Genomic DNA, 15,557 nt, shown 5'->3' with positions numbered 1-15,557 from the left:
TCACCACGTCGGGGCATGCGAAAACCGGCGCACCGCGGGATCGCAATCCTGCGGTGCGCCGGTTCCGGCGAGCGAGCGCACGGCCCGGGGCGGGCAGCTACTTGGAGATCTTGCCCGACATTCCCGCCAGGGCCCGGATGACCACCGGCTTGCAGGCGAACCAAGCTCCGGCAGTGACCGCGACGGCCACCACGAACATGATGACGCCCAGCCAGCCGTCGTCGCTGCGGGCGGCGAACATGTGGTTCAGGTTCGCCCGCGCTCCGGTGAGCAGCACCAGCAGCACGTGCATCACCAGGAAGCCGACAAAGAACAGCATGGCCGGGAAGTGCACCTTGCGGGCCGCTTCCATGGGCAATGCCTTGTCCAGCTTGGCAGGCCAAGCCGGGGACATGCGCAGCCCGGTGATGGCGGAGACCGGGGCGGCCAGGAACACGATCGCGAAGTAGGCCAAAACCTGCAGCGCGTTGTAGTTCAGCCAGCCGTTCTCGGCAGGCCAGTCCAGCGACAGGTACTGCACGCCGGCGCTGAGCGCGTTCGGGAAGATGTCCCAGCTGGTCGGCACGATGCGCATCCACGCGCCGGTGGCGAACAGCAGCACGATGAACACCACGCCATTGACGATCCACAGCACGTCCAGGCTCAGGTGCAGCCAGATTTCCAGGCTGATCTTCTTGGGCTTGGTTTTGGTTTTGAACAGCCCGGTGTTGTTCCGGGTCCAGTAGGCCTTCGGCCGGGCGGTGGTGCGGATCAGCCAGCCGGAGCGGATGATCAGCACCATGAAGAAGGCGTTCAGGAAGTGCTGCCAGCCCAGCCAGGCCGGGATGCCGGTGGGCGCGTTCTGCGGCAGCGCGGAGTGCCCCGGATAGGCGACCAGGAACTGCTCCCCCGCCGCGGTTCCGCGCCACCAGCGGGCGGCCAGCACCAGCAGAGCCAGGACAACCACCACGCCGACGGCGATCCAGATCTTCTTCAGGGCCGGGTTTCCCGCCGCCTTGTCGGCGGTGCGGGCACCCTCCTTGGTTGTCAGCGACATGGAAATGACCCCCTGATCTAGCCGGCGGTGACTGGCTGCTTGGCCTCCAGCAGCTGCGTGAGCTGCGGGAGGATCTCGAACAGGTCTCCCACGATGCCGAAGTCGGCGATGTCGAAGATCGGCGCGTCCTCGTCCTTGTTGATAGCCACGATGCGCTTGGCGGTCTGCATGCCGGCCAGGTGCTGGATGGCGCCGGAGATGCCCACTGCAACATAGAGGTCGGGTGAGACGCTGACGCCGGTCTGGCCTACCTGGTGGCTCTGCGGGATGTAGCCGGAGTCCACGGCGGCGCGCGAAGCGCCCAGGCCTGCGCCCAGCGAGTCGGCGAGCGCCTCGACCAGCGAGAAGTTCTCCTTCGAGGCCAGGCCGCGGCCGCCGGAGACCACGATCTTGGCGGCGCGCAGCTCCGGGCGGGAGGACGCGGCGGCCAGCGGGGTCACGGATTCGATTTCAGCCGAGGCGGCGGTGGCCACCTCGATGGCGGCGGTGGCCAGCTGCGGGGTTGCTGCAGGCAGCGGCTCGGCACCGCTGGAGGCCACGGTGACCAGCGGGATGCCGGCGCCCGCGGTGGATTCGGTGACGTAGGTGCCGCCGAAGACCGAGTGCGAGGCGGCGATGCGGCCGTCGCGCTGCTCAAGCTCAACGGCTTCGAGCACCACCGGGTTGCCGGTGCGCGCCGACAGGCGGCCGATGACCTCGCGGGCCACGGCGCTGTTGGAAGCGAGCACGGCGGCCGGGGCGTAGGCCTCGATGGCAGCCTGCAGGGCGGCGACGGCGCTGGCCGCCGGGTGGGCGGCGGCCTGGGCGGTTTCGCCGATGAATACTTGCTCGGCGCCCTGCCCGCCGATGGCGGCGGCAGTGGCGGCGGAGTCGGCTGCGGTGGCGACGGCCACCGGGGTGCCCAGCTTGGAGGCCAGGGCCAGCAGGTGCGCGCCGCTGGCGGTCGGGGTGCCGTCTTCGCCCAGTTCGATGTGTACCAGGATGTTAGTCATGTCATTCGTTCCTTAGATCAGCTTCTCGGCGGCCAGGTACGCGGCAAGTTCCTGCGCGGCCTGTCCCTCGTCGATGATTTTGACGCCGGCGGTGCGGGCGGGGCGGGCGGCGGAGGCCAGCACCAGGTTGCCCGCGGCGTGATCCGGCGCGCCCAGGCCCAGTTCTGCGGCGCTCTGCACGGCGACAGGCTTGCGCTTGGCGGCCAGGATGCCCTTGAACTTCGGGAAGCGGGCCTCGCCCATGGCCTCGGCCACGGAGATGACTGCCGGGATGGAAGCGCGCAGCGCGGTGGTGCCCGAGGCGTCCGAGCGGGTGCCGCGCACGGTGCCGCCGGAGATCTCCAGGGTGCCCAGCGGGCCGAGGAACGGAAGGTTCAGCAGTTCGGCGACCATGGCGGGGACCACGCCGCCGCGGCCGTCGGTGGACTCGTTGCCTGCGACGATCAGGTCGGCCTGCAGGCCCGAGAGCGCCTGGGCCAGCGCCCGGGCGGTGGCCAGCGCGTCGGATCCGGCCAGTGCGTCGTCCTGGACGTGCACCGCCTTGTCGGCTCCCATGCTCAGTGCCTTGCGCAGCGCTTCATTGGCGGCGGCCGGGCCCATGGTCACTACGGTGATCTCCACCGACTTGTCAGCGTCCTTCTGCTTCAGCGCGGCTTCCAGCGCACGTTCGGTGATCTCGTCGATCACGCGGTCGCTGGCGTCGCGGTCTGCGCGCCCGTCGGAGGTGAGGTGGCGGCCTTCTTCGGTGTCCGGCACCTGCTTGATCAGCACTGCAATCTTCATGGTTTGCTCTTTTCTTGGTTCGGTTCCGCACCGCCCGGCTCCTCCGCCGGGTTGGGTGCGTTCACGGTGTGGCCGCGGGCGCTGCCCGTGCGCCGCCGGGCTTTCGCGTGGCGCGGGTCACGTTTCTGAAATACTATAACTAGATTCTAGTTTTTGTCTAGGGCAGGGCGTGGACGAAGTTCCGCTTCGCCCGCACCCCGCCCTGCCCGGCTGCTCAGTCCTGCGGCGCCGGGCGGTTGCGCGGCGGCAGCCACAGCCCGCGGGCCTGGGCCACGACCTTGCCGCCGGCCTCGATCTGGCCCCTGACCCAGATCTTGCGGCCGTCGATTTCCTCGACCCACGCGGTCAACTCCAGCTCTTCGAACAGCGGGACCGCGTGGTCGTAGTCCACGGTCAGCGACCGGGTGAAGATCCACTGGTCCACGGTTCCAGCGGCGAAGCCCATCAGGTGGTCCAGCAGCGTGGCCACCCAGCCTCCGTGCACCCGGCCCGGAGGACCCTGGTAGGGCAGGCCCAGCCGGGTGGAGGTGCGCACGCCGTTCTCCCCGTCCATGCGCAACGACACCGGCGGGGCGATCGGGTTCAGCACCCCGGAGACCGGCGAGCGGTCCATGTAATCGCCCTTGCGGTCCTTGAAGAGGTCGGGAACCATCGCGCTCTCCGGAGCAATTTCCCCGCGCAGCAGCCCAAGCACCTCGTCCAGGCGCTCGACCAGTTCAGGGGCGGCCGGGGTGCGCACATCCAGCCGGACCATGGCATCCAGCAGCTCGCGCACCTGACCGGCGGCTTCCAGCAGCTTCTCCCCGCCGGCCGCGCGGACCTTCTCCCCGCCGTCCGGCAGGGCCACCTGCCTAGTCATTGCCCAGGATCAATGCGCTCGTCGGTACGCCGGTGCCGGCGGTGACCAGCACGTTCCGGGCGTTTTCCACCTGGTTCACCGCGGTGCCGCGCAGCTGGCGCACACCCTCGGCGATGCCGTTCATGCCGTGGATATAGGCCTCGCCCAGCTGGCCGCCGTTGGTGTTGATCGGCAGGCGGCCGCCCAGCTCGATGGCGCCGTTCTTGATGAAGTCCTTGGCCTCGCCGCGGCCGCAGAAGCCGAATTCCTCCAGCTGGGCCAGCACGAACGGGGTGAAATGGTCGTAGAGCACCGCGGTGTCGATGTCCTCCGGGCGCAGGCCGGTGTCGTTCCACAGCTGGCGTGCCACGTTGCCCATCTCCGGCAGCGGGCGGTCGCCGTCCTTGCGGTAGTAGCTGACCATGGTGTGCTGGTCGTAGGCAGCGCCCTGGGCGGCGGCGCGGATGGTCACTGCCTTGCCCGGCAGGTCCTTGGCGCGCTCCGGGGTGGTGATGACGAACGCCTGGCCGCCGTCGGATTCCTGGCAGCAGTCCAGCAGGTGCAGCGGATCGACGATCCAGCGCGAGTTCTGGTGGTCTTCCAGGGTGATCGGCTTCTCGTAGAACCAGGCCTTCGGGTTGGTGGCCGCGTGCTTGCGGTCGGCCACCGCCACGCGGCCGAAGTCCTCCGAGGTGGCGCCAGTCAGGTGCATGTAGCGCTGGGCGAACATGCCCACCCAGGAGGCCGGGGTCATCAGACCGAAGGGCAGGGTCCAGGCGTAGGCGGCGGCGCGGGCGTCCGGGGCCATGCCCGCGGTGCTCATCGCCTGCCCGAAGCGGGCGCCGGAGCGCTCGTTGAAGGCGCGGTAGCAGACCACGGTCTTGGCCACGCCGGTGGCCACCGCCATGGCGGCGTGCAGGATGGTGCCGGCGGCGGCGCCTCCCCCGTAGTCCACGTGGCTGAAGAAGTTCAGCTCCTTGCAGCCCAGGCCGCGGGCGACCTCGATGGCTGGGTTGGTGTCCATGGAGTAGGTGACCATGCCGTCCACGTCCTGCGGGTTCACCCCGGCGTCGCGGCAGGCGGCCAGGGCGGCCTCCTGGGCCAGCTGCAGCTCGGAGCGGCCGGAATTCTTGGAGAACTCGGTGGCGCCGATGCCTACGATGACTGCCTTATTCAGCAGGTTGCTCATGCCGATTCCCCTTTCGATGGGATCACGATGTCTACGGTGCCCGTCACGTGCGGGCCCAGGGAGTTGGTGCCAACCACCTTCACCACGACGTTTTCCCCGTCCACGGAGTCCACGGTGCCGGTGAAGACCATCTCGTCGCCCGGGAAGTTGGTGGCACCCAGGCGGATGTTGATGCGGCCCACGCGGGCGGCCGGGCCGGCCCATTCGCCCACGTAGCGGTTGACCAGCGCATTGGTGGTCAGGATGTTCATGAAGACGTTCGGGGTGCCGGCGGCCTGGGCGACGTCCTTGTCGTGGTGCACCTTCTGGAAGTCGCGGGTGGCGATGGCCCCGGTGACGATCAGCGTGGCGGTGATCGGGATGCGCAGCTCGGGCAGCGCCTCCCCGGCCTGCACCTGCTCGGCGGTCTGCTGCCCGGCGCGGGCGGCGGTGTCGACGGTGCTCATGCGGCGCCCCCTGCCGGACGGGCTACCGGGAGGACCAGCTCGGCGTCCATGCGCTCTGCGGCGATGTGCAGCGGCATGCCGATCTGCACGTCTTCGCGGGCCACGCCCTCTAGGTTCATGACCACGCGGACGCCCTCTTCAAGCTCCACCACTGCCACGATGTAGCCCGGCTCGAACGGCGGGACGATCGGGTGGTACATGACCACGTAGCTGTGCAGGATCCCGCGGCCCGACATGGTCTTCGGCGACCAGTGCAGCGAGTTGCACTCGGGGCACATCGGCACCGGCGGGTGGCGCAGCTCGTTGCAGTCGTCGCAGTGCTGGATGCTCAGCTCGCCGCGCTCGTTCAGGGACTCGAAGAAGAAGGCGTTGTCCAGGTTGATGGCCGGGCGGGGACGCAGGGCCTGGCTCTTGGCCGTGGCCGGGGTCTCGGTCAGCGTTTCGCTCATTACGAGTTCCTCTTTTCAGGGTTGTACCACAGGGTGCGGAAGCGCATGGTGCCCACGCGGTCGCCCTGCTGGTCGGTGTAGGTGGTCAAGGTGGTGATGAAGTAGCCTTCGCCCAGGCCCGTCTGCTTGGGGCCGACGAAGGATTCGACCTTCTCGCTGGCGGTCAGCAGGTCGCCCGGGACCAGGTAGCGGTCGTATTCCTGGTCGCAGTTCACTGCCACGACCTTCGGGTAGCCGCACTCGGCCAGGTGGGCATAGGCGCGGTCCACGTCGGATTCGATCTCCGGGTCCGAGGGGTTGATCATGTTCCAGACCTGCAGCGCCGAGGGCGGGGCCACGACGTCCGGGTGGCCGGCGGCGCGGGCGGCCTCCGGATCCAGGTAGATCGGGTTGGTTTCCTCCATCGCGTCGCACAGGTGGTGGATCATGGGCCGGTTGACCTCGTCGCGGGCGACGCTGATCCTCTCGTTGCCGGCGGCGATCATCTCGCCGATCAGGACATTGGGATCCTGGCTCATACTGTCTCCTTAATGGTGGTTTCGGCGGGCTTCAGCGGCAGCAGGTGGGCGCGGCCGTTCTGCTCGAACAGGGCTTCCAGCTGCGCCAGGGCGGATTCGTCCAGCACCTCGAAGGCGATCTCCCGCCCCGGGCGGTGGAAAACGTTCTCGTTGACCAGCCAGGCCTCGCGGCGCAGGCTGGGCTTGTTGATCTTCTGGGTGGCGGTCACCGGCACGTCGGAGACCACCGAGAGGAAGCGCGGGGCCCACTTGGTGCCCAAGTCCGGCTGGGACTCCAGGAACCGCGCGAAGTCGACCGGGTCGAAGGACTGCGGGTCATCGAACTGCAGCGTGGCCATGACCTGGTCGCCGGTGCGGGCGTCGGGCACCGGGTAGACGGCGGCCAGGGTGACCCCCGGGTAGCGGGAGAGCACACGCTCCACCGGGGCGGCGGAGAAGTTCTCGCTGTCCACGCGCAGCCGGTCCGAGGTGCGGCCGGCGAAGTAGAAGTAGCCCGCCTCGTCGCGGTAGGCCAAATCGCCGGTGAGGAACGCGGTGCCGCGCACGCGCTCGGCCACGGCTTCCGGGTTCTTGTAGTAGCCCTCGAACAGGGCCGCGCCGGTGAGGTTCACCAGTTCGCCGATGGCCTCGTCCGCGTTCAGGATGTGCCCGTTCTCGGAGAAGATCGCCCGCGGGCACTGCTCCATGGTGTCCGGGTTGACCACCGCGGCGTCCATGCCCTCGGGGGCTGTGCCCAGCGCGCCCACCGGGCTGTCGTCCGAACGCTTCAGGGTCAGCCCGCCCTCGGAGGCCCCGTAGCTTTCGGTGGGCCAGACGCCGTAGCGGCGGTGGAACTCGGCCAGGTCGAACTCGCTGGCCTCGGTGCCGAAGCAGGAGCGCAGGTAGGTGTCGGCCTCCGCGGCCTTCTCCGGCTGGGCCAGCACGTAGGACAGCGCGCGTCCCACGTAGTTGAAGTAGGTGGCCTTGTAGCGCATCAGATCCGGCAGGAAGCCGGAGGCGGAGAACTTGCGGGCCAGCGCGAAGGTGCCGCCGGTGTACAGCGGGTTGGCCCAGCAGGCGAAGATGCCGTTGCCGTGGAACAGCGGCATGGAGTTGTAGCTGACATCTTGGCGGCCCAGACCCATGTGCTGGAATTCCGCAGTGCGGAACAGCCGCCCGGTGGTGCAGATGACTGCCTTCGGGTCCCCGGTGGAGCCGGAGGTGAACAGCAGCAGCAGCGTGGTATCCGGGTCCCCGGCCGCCGGCGCCTCCGGGCGCGGCAGGTGGCGCAGCGAATCCAGCTCGCGGGCGTACTCCGCGCTCTCGATGTAGCGGGTCTGCGCGGCCGGCACCCCGGAGTCCACCCCGTTGAAGTAGCCTTCCAGCTCGCGGGTGGTCAGCAGGATCTCCACGTCGGTGTACGCGATGTCGCGGGCCAGCTCCTCGCCGCGGCGGGTGAGGTTGATGCCCACCACGGTGGCGCCGGCGTAGGCCGCGCCGCCGATGGCGAAGATGTATTCGGGGTCGTTTTCAAGCATCACGCCCACGTGGAAGGGCTTGCCTTCGTCGTGCAGCGAGAGCAGCAGATGCGCGCGGACCTTGCATTCTGCCACGACTTCCGCCCAGGTCCAGATGCGCCCTTCGAAGAGCAGGCCGGGGTGGTGGTCCTCGGCTCGCAGGTCAAGTAGATCTCTGGTAGTTTGAAGTTTCGTTTCGAGAACGGTGTTCATTGTCAATCCTTAAGGGTGAGGTTGGAGACCTGTGGCTTGCCGCTGGCCGCGCCTGCCAGCTTCGTCGCTGGAATGAAAAGGACCACGACGATGGTCAGCAGGCAGGTGGCGATGAGCACACCCACGACGAGCAGGAAGCCGGTCATCGAGACGAACGTGTTCTCGCCTGCTGCAACGGGCGAGAACACGAGCAACAGGCCCACGACCGAGGCGGCAACCGCCTGGAAGGCCGTGCGGGTCACTGCATTGACGCCCGTGGCGGTGCTGGTCTGCTCGGGCAGCACGCATTCGACGATCACGGTCGGCATGCCCGAGTAGAGGAAGCCGGTTCCGAAGATCACCACGACCATGCCGGTGATGACCACCGCGATGCTGGTCGGGTCGATGCACACGATCAGCAGGCCGGTGATGGTCAGCAGCGAGCCGATCATCAGGCCCATGCGGGCCCCGAAGCGGCTGGAGATCCGGCCGATCAGCGGCGAGATCGCAAACGCCGCGGCGGCGGTGATGAAGCCGAGCAGGCCGGTCACGGAGGCGCTCAGCCCCAGGCCCACCGGCAGCTCCATGACGCTGCCGTCCGCCTGCGGGATGCTGTTCGGATTGCGGTACAGGGTCACGGTGAGGATATTCGTGGTGCCGATCGGGCCGATAGCGATCAGCGCGGTGGCCAGCATGCCCAGGGCGAACTTGCGCTGGGCGAACATCCGCACGTCGATCATCGGCTCGCGGGTGCGCAGCTCCCAGCGGACCCACAGCGCCAGCAGCACCAGTCCGCCGACCAGGAAGAGCAGCACCTGCGGGTTGGTGAAGCCCAGGGACTTGCTCAGGGTCAGGCCGTACAGCGCGCCGGCGATGCCGATGCCGAACATCAGGCCGCCCGCCCAGTCCACGTGCACCGCGGAGGCCAGCGAGGACTTCGGTTCGCGGGTGATGCCGAAGTGCACCAGCGCCGCGGCCGCGCAGGCGAAGATCGCCGCGGTCCAGAAGATCCAGTGCCAGGTTGCGTAGTCGAGGAACAGTCCGCCGCCGAGCATGCCGCCCGCGCCGGCGATCAGCGCGGAGGTGGAGACTACCGCGATGCCGGTGCCGATCTTGTGCTCCGGGAAGGTGGAGCGCACCATGCCGATGGCCAGCGGCAGCACCGCGCCGGACACGCCCTGCAAGGCGCGGCCGGCAACCAGGATGCCGAAGGTCGGGGCGATCGCGCTGATGACCGAGCCCAGTGCCGAGAGCAGCAGCACCCAGACCAGGATCTTGCGGCGGCCGAACTGGTCGCCCAGGCGTCCGACGAAGCTGGTGGCCAGCGCCGCGACCAGCGAGTAGGAGGTGACCACCCAGACCAGCTGGGAGAGGTCGGAGGTGAAGAACTCGCCCGGCGTGTACAGCAGCTGCACCGCCATGGAGGTTTCGAAGGCCGCGACGACCTCCGCGATCACCAGGATCGCCAGTACTGCCGCCACGCTCTGTCCGGCGTGGGTGCGGGCCTTGCCCGCTGCTGCTGGCGTGCTCACGCGGTGTCTCCGTCCAGGATTGCTGCTGCGAGTTCTTCGGATACCTGCCCTGCGGTGCCCCAGAGCACGTCGAGTTCACGCATCCACAGGAAGAAGCGGTGGATGTGGTTGTCCAGGTCGGCGCCCATGCCGCCATGCAGGTGCTGGGTGGTGTGGACCACGCGGAAGCCGGCCTCGCGGGCCAGCCAGGACGCGCCGAAGGCAGCTTCCGCGCCGTCGCCGTCGTTGTCCAGCTGCCAGGCGGCGTCGATGGTGGACAGCCAGGTTGTTTCAGTGTCGATGAACGCGTCCGCCGCGCGCAGGGCCACCCCCTGGTTGGTGGCGATGGCGCGCCCGAACTGCTTGCGCTCGTTGGTGTAGGCGGCGGTGCGGCGCAGCGCCTCGGCTCCCACGCCGGAGATCAGCGCGGCGGCTGCGGTGAGCAGGCGCGGGCGGATCCAGGCGGAGACCGCGCCGGCCGGCTGGTCGGCGCCGATCAGGTCGGCTGCCTCGATCTGCACGCCGGTGAAGGACAGCTCCGCGTGCTGCTGGCGGGACAGGCCGCGGTACTCGTCCACCGCGATGCCTGCGCGGTCAGCCTCGATGAGCGCGGTCAGCTGGCCGGATGCGGTGTGGAACTGCACCATCAGGTGGGTGGCCGAAGGGACCAGGTAGCCCAGCTCGATGCGGCCGTCCAGCACCCAGCCGGTGCCGGCGGCGGTGCCGTTGACGCGGCGGCGCACCTCCGGCTGCAGCGCGGCGATGCGCACCGACCCTTCGGAAATGCCTTCGAGCAGCTGCTCGTGGCCGCCGAATTCGGCGATGGCCAAGGCGGCGACTGCGGTGGTTATGAACGGGATGCGGCCCAGGGTGCGGCCCTGTTCACGGGCGACAAGCGCCAGCCCGGCCATGCCCAGTCCCGGCTCCTCCTCGTCCATCGGCAGCAGTGCGTCGATCAGTCCTGATTCAACGACCTGGCCCCACAGGGCCTCGTCGAAGGCGGCGCCGGCCTTTTCGCCGGCGGTGTACAGCTCGTCGGTGCTCAGCGAGGAGAAGATCTGCGCGGCCAGGTCGGTCAGGCCCTGCTGCTCCTCGTCCAGCGAGAACTCCATGCTCGGGGCCTCGATGGTGTTGTTAATGCTCGCGGTGCTCAACGTGCGCTCCTTGCCATGCCGAGGGTGGTCCAGGCGACGATTTCGCGCTGGATTTCGGCGACTCCCCCGCCGAAGGTGTTGATCTGGGCGCCCAGGTTCATCAGGGCCAGGCGTCCGGTGTCGAAGTTCCATGGGGCGTCCGAGATGCGGGTGGCGGTGCCGCCCACGATCTCCAGCAGCGACCGGTACACGTCGATCACGGTTTCGGTGGCGAAGACCTTGGCGGCGGAAGCCGAACCCGGATCCAGCGATCCCTGGGCGGTGGTCTCCACGAGCTTCCAGTTCAGCAGGCGCATGGCGCGCAGCCGGGCGGTGGAGGTGGCCAGCAGCGAGCGGACCCAGGGCTCGTCGCCCAGCGGGGTGCCGTCGGCGGTGACCTGGTCCTTGAGCCATTCGCGGACCTCGTCCAGCTGGGCTTCGCAGATGCCGCTGAAGGCGGCCAGGCCCACGCGTTCGTGGTTCAGCTGGGTGGTGATCAGCTTCCAGCCTTCGTTTTCCTTGCCCACGACGTTGGAGACCGGAACGCGGATGTTGTCGTAGTAGGTGGCGGTGGTGCTGAAGCCGCCCACGGTGTGGATCGGGGTGGCGGAGAAGCCGGGGTCGGTGGTCGGCACCAGGATCAGCGAGATGCCCTTGTGCTTCGGGGCATCCGGGTCGGTGCGGGCGGCCAGCCAGATCCAGTCCGCGCCGTCGCCGCCGGAGGTGAAGACCTTGGAGCCGTTGATGACGTACTCGTCGCCGTCGCGGACCGCGCGGGTGGTCAGCGAGGCCAGGTCGGTGCCCGCCTCCGGCTCGGTGTAGCCGATGGACACGACCAGCTCGCCGGCCAGGATCTTGGGAAGGAAGTAGTCCTTCTGCTCCTGGCTGCCGTGGCTCATCAGGGTCGGGCCCACGGTGGTCATGGTGATCATCGGGATCGGGGCGTCGGCGCGGTAGGCCTCGTCGTAGAAGACGAACTGCGCGGCTGGGCCGCGGCCTTGGCCTCCGTACTCGACGGGCCATCCGATGCCGAGCCATCCGTCCTGGCCCATCTGTCGCTGCACTGCGGAGTGGACCGGGCCCCCGGCCTCACCTTCTTGCTTCAAGCCCGCGCGCACCTCGTCGGTGAGGAGCGTTGCGAAATAGGAGCGAAGCTCCTCGCGGAGAGACTGGATCTCCGTGGAAGAACGTAAATGCATTACGTTGCCTTTCGTCTTTGACTAGGCGTTTACCGAAAATAACGGTGGAATGTGATTCAGATTACTTACCGGCCGGCAAGTAGTCAACGCCTTGCGCGCTGAACTTTGTTCGGCTACCCGGAGGAATTCCCTAGGGATAAATATTTCTTTTCGCAAAGCCCTCTTCGCGGGGCGCAACGACCCCTGCTGCGAAGAAATGCGTTTCTTTCCACCGAACCAGAGCCCACCGGCGCCGAACCGTCATCCGCGAATCTGTTAGCCAGGCTCCGCGTCGCAAAGTGGCAATTGATCCTGGCTGAACAAGAATTGGAATCTTATTGCAGTTCAACGGGGGATCCAGCGGATGCAGGCGACCCAAGCGGCGCTGGGCGCCGGACGACACAAGGACCTGGTGGCGCAGTGGGCCGGTGAAGCCGCCCTCGACCGGCCACGAATGCCGTCCGCAGCAAGAAATGATGATTTTTCATTCCCGCTGCATCGCGGAGCTTCGGTAGCGAGCAGCCAATGGCTCCTGTGAAAATCCAGCAGTCCCGGCCACTGGGACGAAAAATCCCCCGGAAATTTTTCCGGGGGAAGATCGGTGGCAGAAAACTGCCGAAATCAAGCAATCGACGGGGGCTCTCCTCGTAATAAACCCGTCGATTCGAGCCTTCGGAAGGTGGTCCGTATTGCTCCTCGGACGAACGCCTGCCGCTGGTTCCCGCTGGTCGATCAAGCGCGGCGCCCTGGACTCATAGTCCGCGCGCCGGCCAGCGGTTCGGCAGTTTCATTCCAGCGGGAACCCGGACGCGCAACGCAGCCCTGGCATGGAGTCAGTGGGCGGAGCTGGTCGCGTCGAGCACCTCGTGGATGAACGCGTAGACGATCTCGCGGCGGCGTTCGGGCGTCATCCCCGGAACCACCATGCGGTCATCGGTGAAAACGATCTCCCGGTGCAGCATGTCCATGATCAGGATGGCCTTGACCTGGTCCTCGTCGCTCATGTCCGGGAGCATTGCCAATTCCATGGTGCGGCGGCGGTGGTACTCGATCCGTTCCTTGATCTCATCCGGCAGCCAGGTATTGCTGCTGTTGATGGCCAGCACTTCCACCGCGCGCGAGTGAGAGAGCAGGACTTGCGAATAGGTGTAGAGGAATTCCCAGCGCTGCTGCGCGTCGGGGAAGCGCTCGGGAGCCCGCTCCAGCAGCTCGTCAATGGCATCCAACAGGGGCGAGAGGATTCCGGAGAGGATATCGACCTTGCTCTTGAAGTGGTAGTACAGCGCGGCCTTTGTGAAATCCAGTTGCGCGGCGATGGCGCTGAGCGGGGTTCCTGCATAGCCGTGCTCGACAAACAGATCGGTGGCGACATCGAGGATCTTTTCGCGGCTGCCCTGCTTCTCTCCGGACGGCTTCATGGGGCGTTGCTCAGTCTTCACGTTCTTGATTCCTTAGCTGTGGACGCTAAACCCGATCATATCCGGTGCGCGGGAATGACACTGAGTCGCCGTTTGCCTGCAAAATAATTCGCCGCACCCGGCTGGCCTATTCGGCAGCCCGGTGCGGCGCATGGGTCGATCAATTGCCGGCTACTTCACGGCAGCGTCCTTGAGCTCAACGGAACCTTCCGCGACTGCCGCGGCCGTGGCGACTCCGCGGTCCAGCACGATCTTCCCGTCGGCGAGCACCTGGAACAGGGCGCCGTCGCTGGTGTTCCAGATGCGGGTTTCCAGCATTTGCCCCGGGAAGACCGGAGCGGCGAAGCGGGCGTTGATTGAGCCCAGGCCTCGTTCGGCCAGCAGCCGCGAGTTGCGCACCAGCGCAAGGGCCGCCATGCCGTAGGTGCACAGGCCATGCAGCACCGGGCGAGGGAAGCCGACCTTGCTGGCCATCACGGGGTCGGAGTGCAGCGGGTTGCGGTCGCCGTTCAGGCGGTACAGCAGCGCCTGGTCGACGCTGGTCGCCTGCATGATGACTGCGTCAGGTTCGGTCGCCGGAGCGGTCCAACCGCCAGCTCCTTCCGGTCGCGGCCCATAGCCGGTTTCGCCGCGGATGATCATGGAGATCACTGTCGTGGCGACCAGCTGGTCTTCAGGGTCCACCAGATCGGTGGTCAGCTCGATGATCGCGTTCTTGCCTTGGTCGTAGACGGCGCTCATGTAGCTGCGCGGGGTGAGGGAACCCTGCGGGGCGAGTTGCCGGTGCAGTACGAGCGACTGGCCGCCGTGCAGGATCTGGTGCAGCTTGAAGTCTCCGAGGTGATCCATGGAACCGCCGCTGCCGCCGAGGACGACAGGGAAGGTCGGGAAGACCTTTTGGCGGACTCCAAAGGAATTCTCGGTTGTGTATTCGATGCCTTCGGTTGCGTCGGGACGCCCGGCGCCGATGCTCAGCGCATAGAGCAGGGCTGCATCGCTGTCCCAAGTGACGGGTTCTCCTACGGTGACCTTGCCGATATTCTGAGTAAAAATTGCCATGATCTTGCCCTTCCATCCCGCAATCCTATGATGCGGGTCACTTATCCTCACCAAGACTATAACTAGATTCTAATTTTCGTCTAGGGCTTCCCCGCGCAAAATCTGCTTTGGGTCCTTGCCTCAGGGATTGCCCAGATCAAGAACGGGAAGCTGCCGGCCCATAGCAGAGCCATAGGCCAGCTTTTGGCATTGCTGACAATGAACACCCCTCGAACCTGAGAGAAACCTCTTGATTCTCGAAGATGCCTCCTTGCCCGAAGGCCCACTCCTAAGCTCAGGGGCATACAGGGTCGCTCTGTATAGATCCATGGCAACCGAACGTCGGGATGCGCATCCGACTTCACGTACGTCCCTAGAGAAAGGCGTGACATGAGCAACGAGAATTTTCCCAACACCAGCCCGTCTCCCGATCTGTCCGAGCCGGCCAGCGGGACGGGAGTCCCTCCCCAGCCACGGGTGGCCCCGGCTCCGCCAGTTCCTCCAGTGAATGACCAGTTCCTCCCTGAGCACGTGGAAACCGACTCTGCACCGCGCGTCGGCGCTGCCCACGGCGGGCAGGACGAATCCAAGCTAGCCCAGGCCGGCGAGGCGACCAAGGACCTTGCCGCCGAGGGCCAGCATTCGGCAGCCGAAGTCATGGACACCGCGAAGCAGGAAGCGACCATGGTCGCTGGCCAAGCCAAGGAACAAGCTGCCCACCTCTTTGAAGAGCTCGGCGCGGATTTGCGCGAGCAAACTTCGCTGCAGCAACGCAAGGTTGCCGAGAACCTTCGAGATATCAGCAACGAGTTCCGCTCAATGCTCGACCAATCGCAGGCCACCGGCACCGCGGCGACGCTGGTGGATCAGGCGTCCCATCACAGTGGCCGCGTCGCGGACTGGTTGGACCAACGCGAACCCGGCGATCTGGTGGACGAGGTCAAGGATTTCGCCCGCAAACGCCCCGGCGCGTTCCTGGGTATCGCCCTGGGCGCTGGCTTGCTGGCGGGTCGAATCACGCGCAACGCCAGCGCCTCGAAAGAACGTCAGCGGCAGTCGCCAGAGGCAACCGCCGATGCCCCGGCGGGCACCAGCTATCCTTCCGAGCGACCGCACGCCGAACCGCTGAAGACCGCCCCCCGTGTCACGCCGCCACCGCTGGGCCAGGCCGATCCATCGGCGCTTCGCACCGGCACGACCGAGGACGAGCTGAACGACAATCCACTTCAGAAATACCCAGGGCTGAACCCGCGCCCTGAAGACTACCGGTAGGAGGCACCGATGAGTCATTCTGCTCCAGACTACGAACCGCATCCAGAGAACCCCGATACCCGCCCCCA

15 protein-coding genes are annotated in these 15,557 nt (G+C 67.0%); 1 reads left to right on the top strand and 14 read right to left on the bottom strand.

Annotated features, from left to right (window positions below; genetic code table 11):
- Positions 1–97 precede the first annotated feature (97 nt).
- From ATC04_RS02635 to ATC04_RS02570, 14 genes are all read right to left on the bottom strand, one after another.
- Positions 98–1,036, bottom strand: a complete 939-nt coding sequence (locus ATC04_RS02635) for a cytochrome b/b6 domain-containing protein (RefSeq protein WP_047120253.1) — start codon at positions 1,034–1,036, stop codon at positions 98–100.
- A 17-nt stretch (positions 1,037–1,053) separates the two neighbouring features.
- Positions 1,054–2,028, bottom strand: coding sequence for an electron transfer flavoprotein subunit alpha/FixB family protein (locus ATC04_RS02630; protein ID WP_047120254.1), 975 nt, complete (start codon positions 2,026–2,028; stop codon positions 1,054–1,056).
- 12 nt (positions 2,029–2,040) lie between these two features.
- Positions 2,041–2,811, bottom strand: coding sequence for an electron transfer flavoprotein subunit beta/FixA family protein (locus ATC04_RS02625; protein WP_047120255.1), 771 nt, complete (start codon positions 2,809–2,811; stop codon positions 2,041–2,043).
- A gap of 214 nt (positions 2,812–3,025) precedes the next feature.
- Positions 3,026–3,670, bottom strand: a complete 645-nt coding sequence (locus ATC04_RS02620) for a PaaI family thioesterase (RefSeq protein WP_082124005.1) — start codon at positions 3,668–3,670, stop codon at positions 3,026–3,028.
- Positions 3,663–4,838 (bottom strand): lipid-transfer protein, encoded by a 1,176-nt coding sequence (locus ATC04_RS02615; protein ID WP_047120256.1) that lies wholly within the window; start codon positions 4,836–4,838, stop codon positions 3,663–3,665. The genes ATC04_RS02620 and ATC04_RS02615 overlap by 8 nt, the downstream gene beginning before the upstream one ends.
- Entirely contained in the window at positions 4,835–5,284 is a 450-nt protein-coding gene (locus ATC04_RS02610) for a MaoC family dehydratase (protein ID WP_152666900.1), read from the bottom strand. Before ATC04_RS02610 ends, ATC04_RS02615 begins: the two co-directional genes overlap by 4 nt.
- Positions 5,281–5,733 carry an OB-fold domain-containing protein gene (locus ATC04_RS02605; RefSeq protein WP_052772516.1) on the bottom strand — a complete coding sequence of 151 codons (453 nt, stop codon included), beginning with the start codon at positions 5,731–5,733 and terminating at the stop codon, positions 5,281–5,283. Before ATC04_RS02605 ends, ATC04_RS02610 begins: the two co-directional genes overlap by 4 nt.
- Complete coding sequence (locus ATC04_RS02600; RefSeq protein ID WP_052772517.1) at positions 5,733–6,251, bottom strand: MaoC family dehydratase N-terminal domain-containing protein; 519 nt, start codon at positions 6,249–6,251, stop codon at positions 5,733–5,735. The genes ATC04_RS02605 and ATC04_RS02600 overlap by 1 nt, the downstream gene beginning before the upstream one ends.
- Positions 6,248–7,960: an AMP-binding protein gene (locus ATC04_RS02595; protein WP_047120257.1), complete on the bottom strand. Its 1,713-nt coding sequence runs from the start codon at positions 7,958–7,960 to the stop codon at positions 6,248–6,250. Before ATC04_RS02595 ends, ATC04_RS02600 begins: the two co-directional genes overlap by 4 nt.
- Positions 7,961–7,962: 2 nt before the next feature.
- A complete protein-coding gene (locus ATC04_RS02590; RefSeq protein ID WP_047120258.1) occupies positions 7,963–9,471 on the bottom strand; it encodes an MFS transporter in 1,509 nt (502 codons plus the stop codon).
- Complete coding sequence (locus tag ATC04_RS02585) at positions 9,468–10,604, bottom strand: acyl-CoA dehydrogenase family protein (RefSeq protein ID WP_052772518.1); 1,137 nt, start codon at positions 10,602–10,604, stop codon at positions 9,468–9,470. The genes ATC04_RS02590 and ATC04_RS02585 overlap by 4 nt, the downstream gene beginning before the upstream one ends.
- Positions 10,601–11,782, bottom strand: coding sequence for an acyl-CoA dehydrogenase family protein (locus ATC04_RS02580; protein ID WP_047120259.1), 1,182 nt, complete (start codon positions 11,780–11,782; stop codon positions 10,601–10,603). The genes ATC04_RS02585 and ATC04_RS02580 overlap by 4 nt, the downstream gene beginning before the upstream one ends.
- A gap of 812 nt (positions 11,783–12,594) precedes the next feature.
- Entirely contained in the window at positions 12,595–13,200 is a 606-nt protein-coding gene (locus ATC04_RS02575) for a TetR/AcrR family transcriptional regulator (protein WP_146955970.1), read from the bottom strand.
- A gap of 150 nt (positions 13,201–13,350) precedes the next feature.
- Complete coding sequence (locus ATC04_RS02570) at positions 13,351–14,238, bottom strand: MaoC family dehydratase (RefSeq protein ID WP_047120260.1); 888 nt, start codon at positions 14,236–14,238, stop codon at positions 13,351–13,353.
- A 369-nt stretch (positions 14,239–14,607) separates the two neighbouring features.
- Here ATC04_RS02570 and ATC04_RS02565 point away from each other — a divergent pair, with 369 nt between their 5' ends.
- The gene (locus ATC04_RS02565) at positions 14,608–15,489 is read left to right on the top strand and encodes a hypothetical protein (RefSeq protein ID WP_157359273.1); all 882 of its coding nucleotides are present in this window, start codon (positions 14,608–14,610) and stop codon (positions 15,487–15,489) included.
- The last annotated feature ends 68 nt before the right edge of the window (positions 15,490–15,557 follow it).

Origin of the sequence: Arthrobacter sp. YC-RL1, from assembly GCF_001454985.1 — a bacterium.
In the GTDB taxonomy this organism is placed as follows: Bacteria; Actinomycetota; Actinomycetes; order Actinomycetales; family Micrococcaceae; genus Glutamicibacter; species Glutamicibacter soli.
Note: the sequence above shows the minus strand (reverse complement) of the source record. Positions and strands in the feature narration are given on the sequence as shown.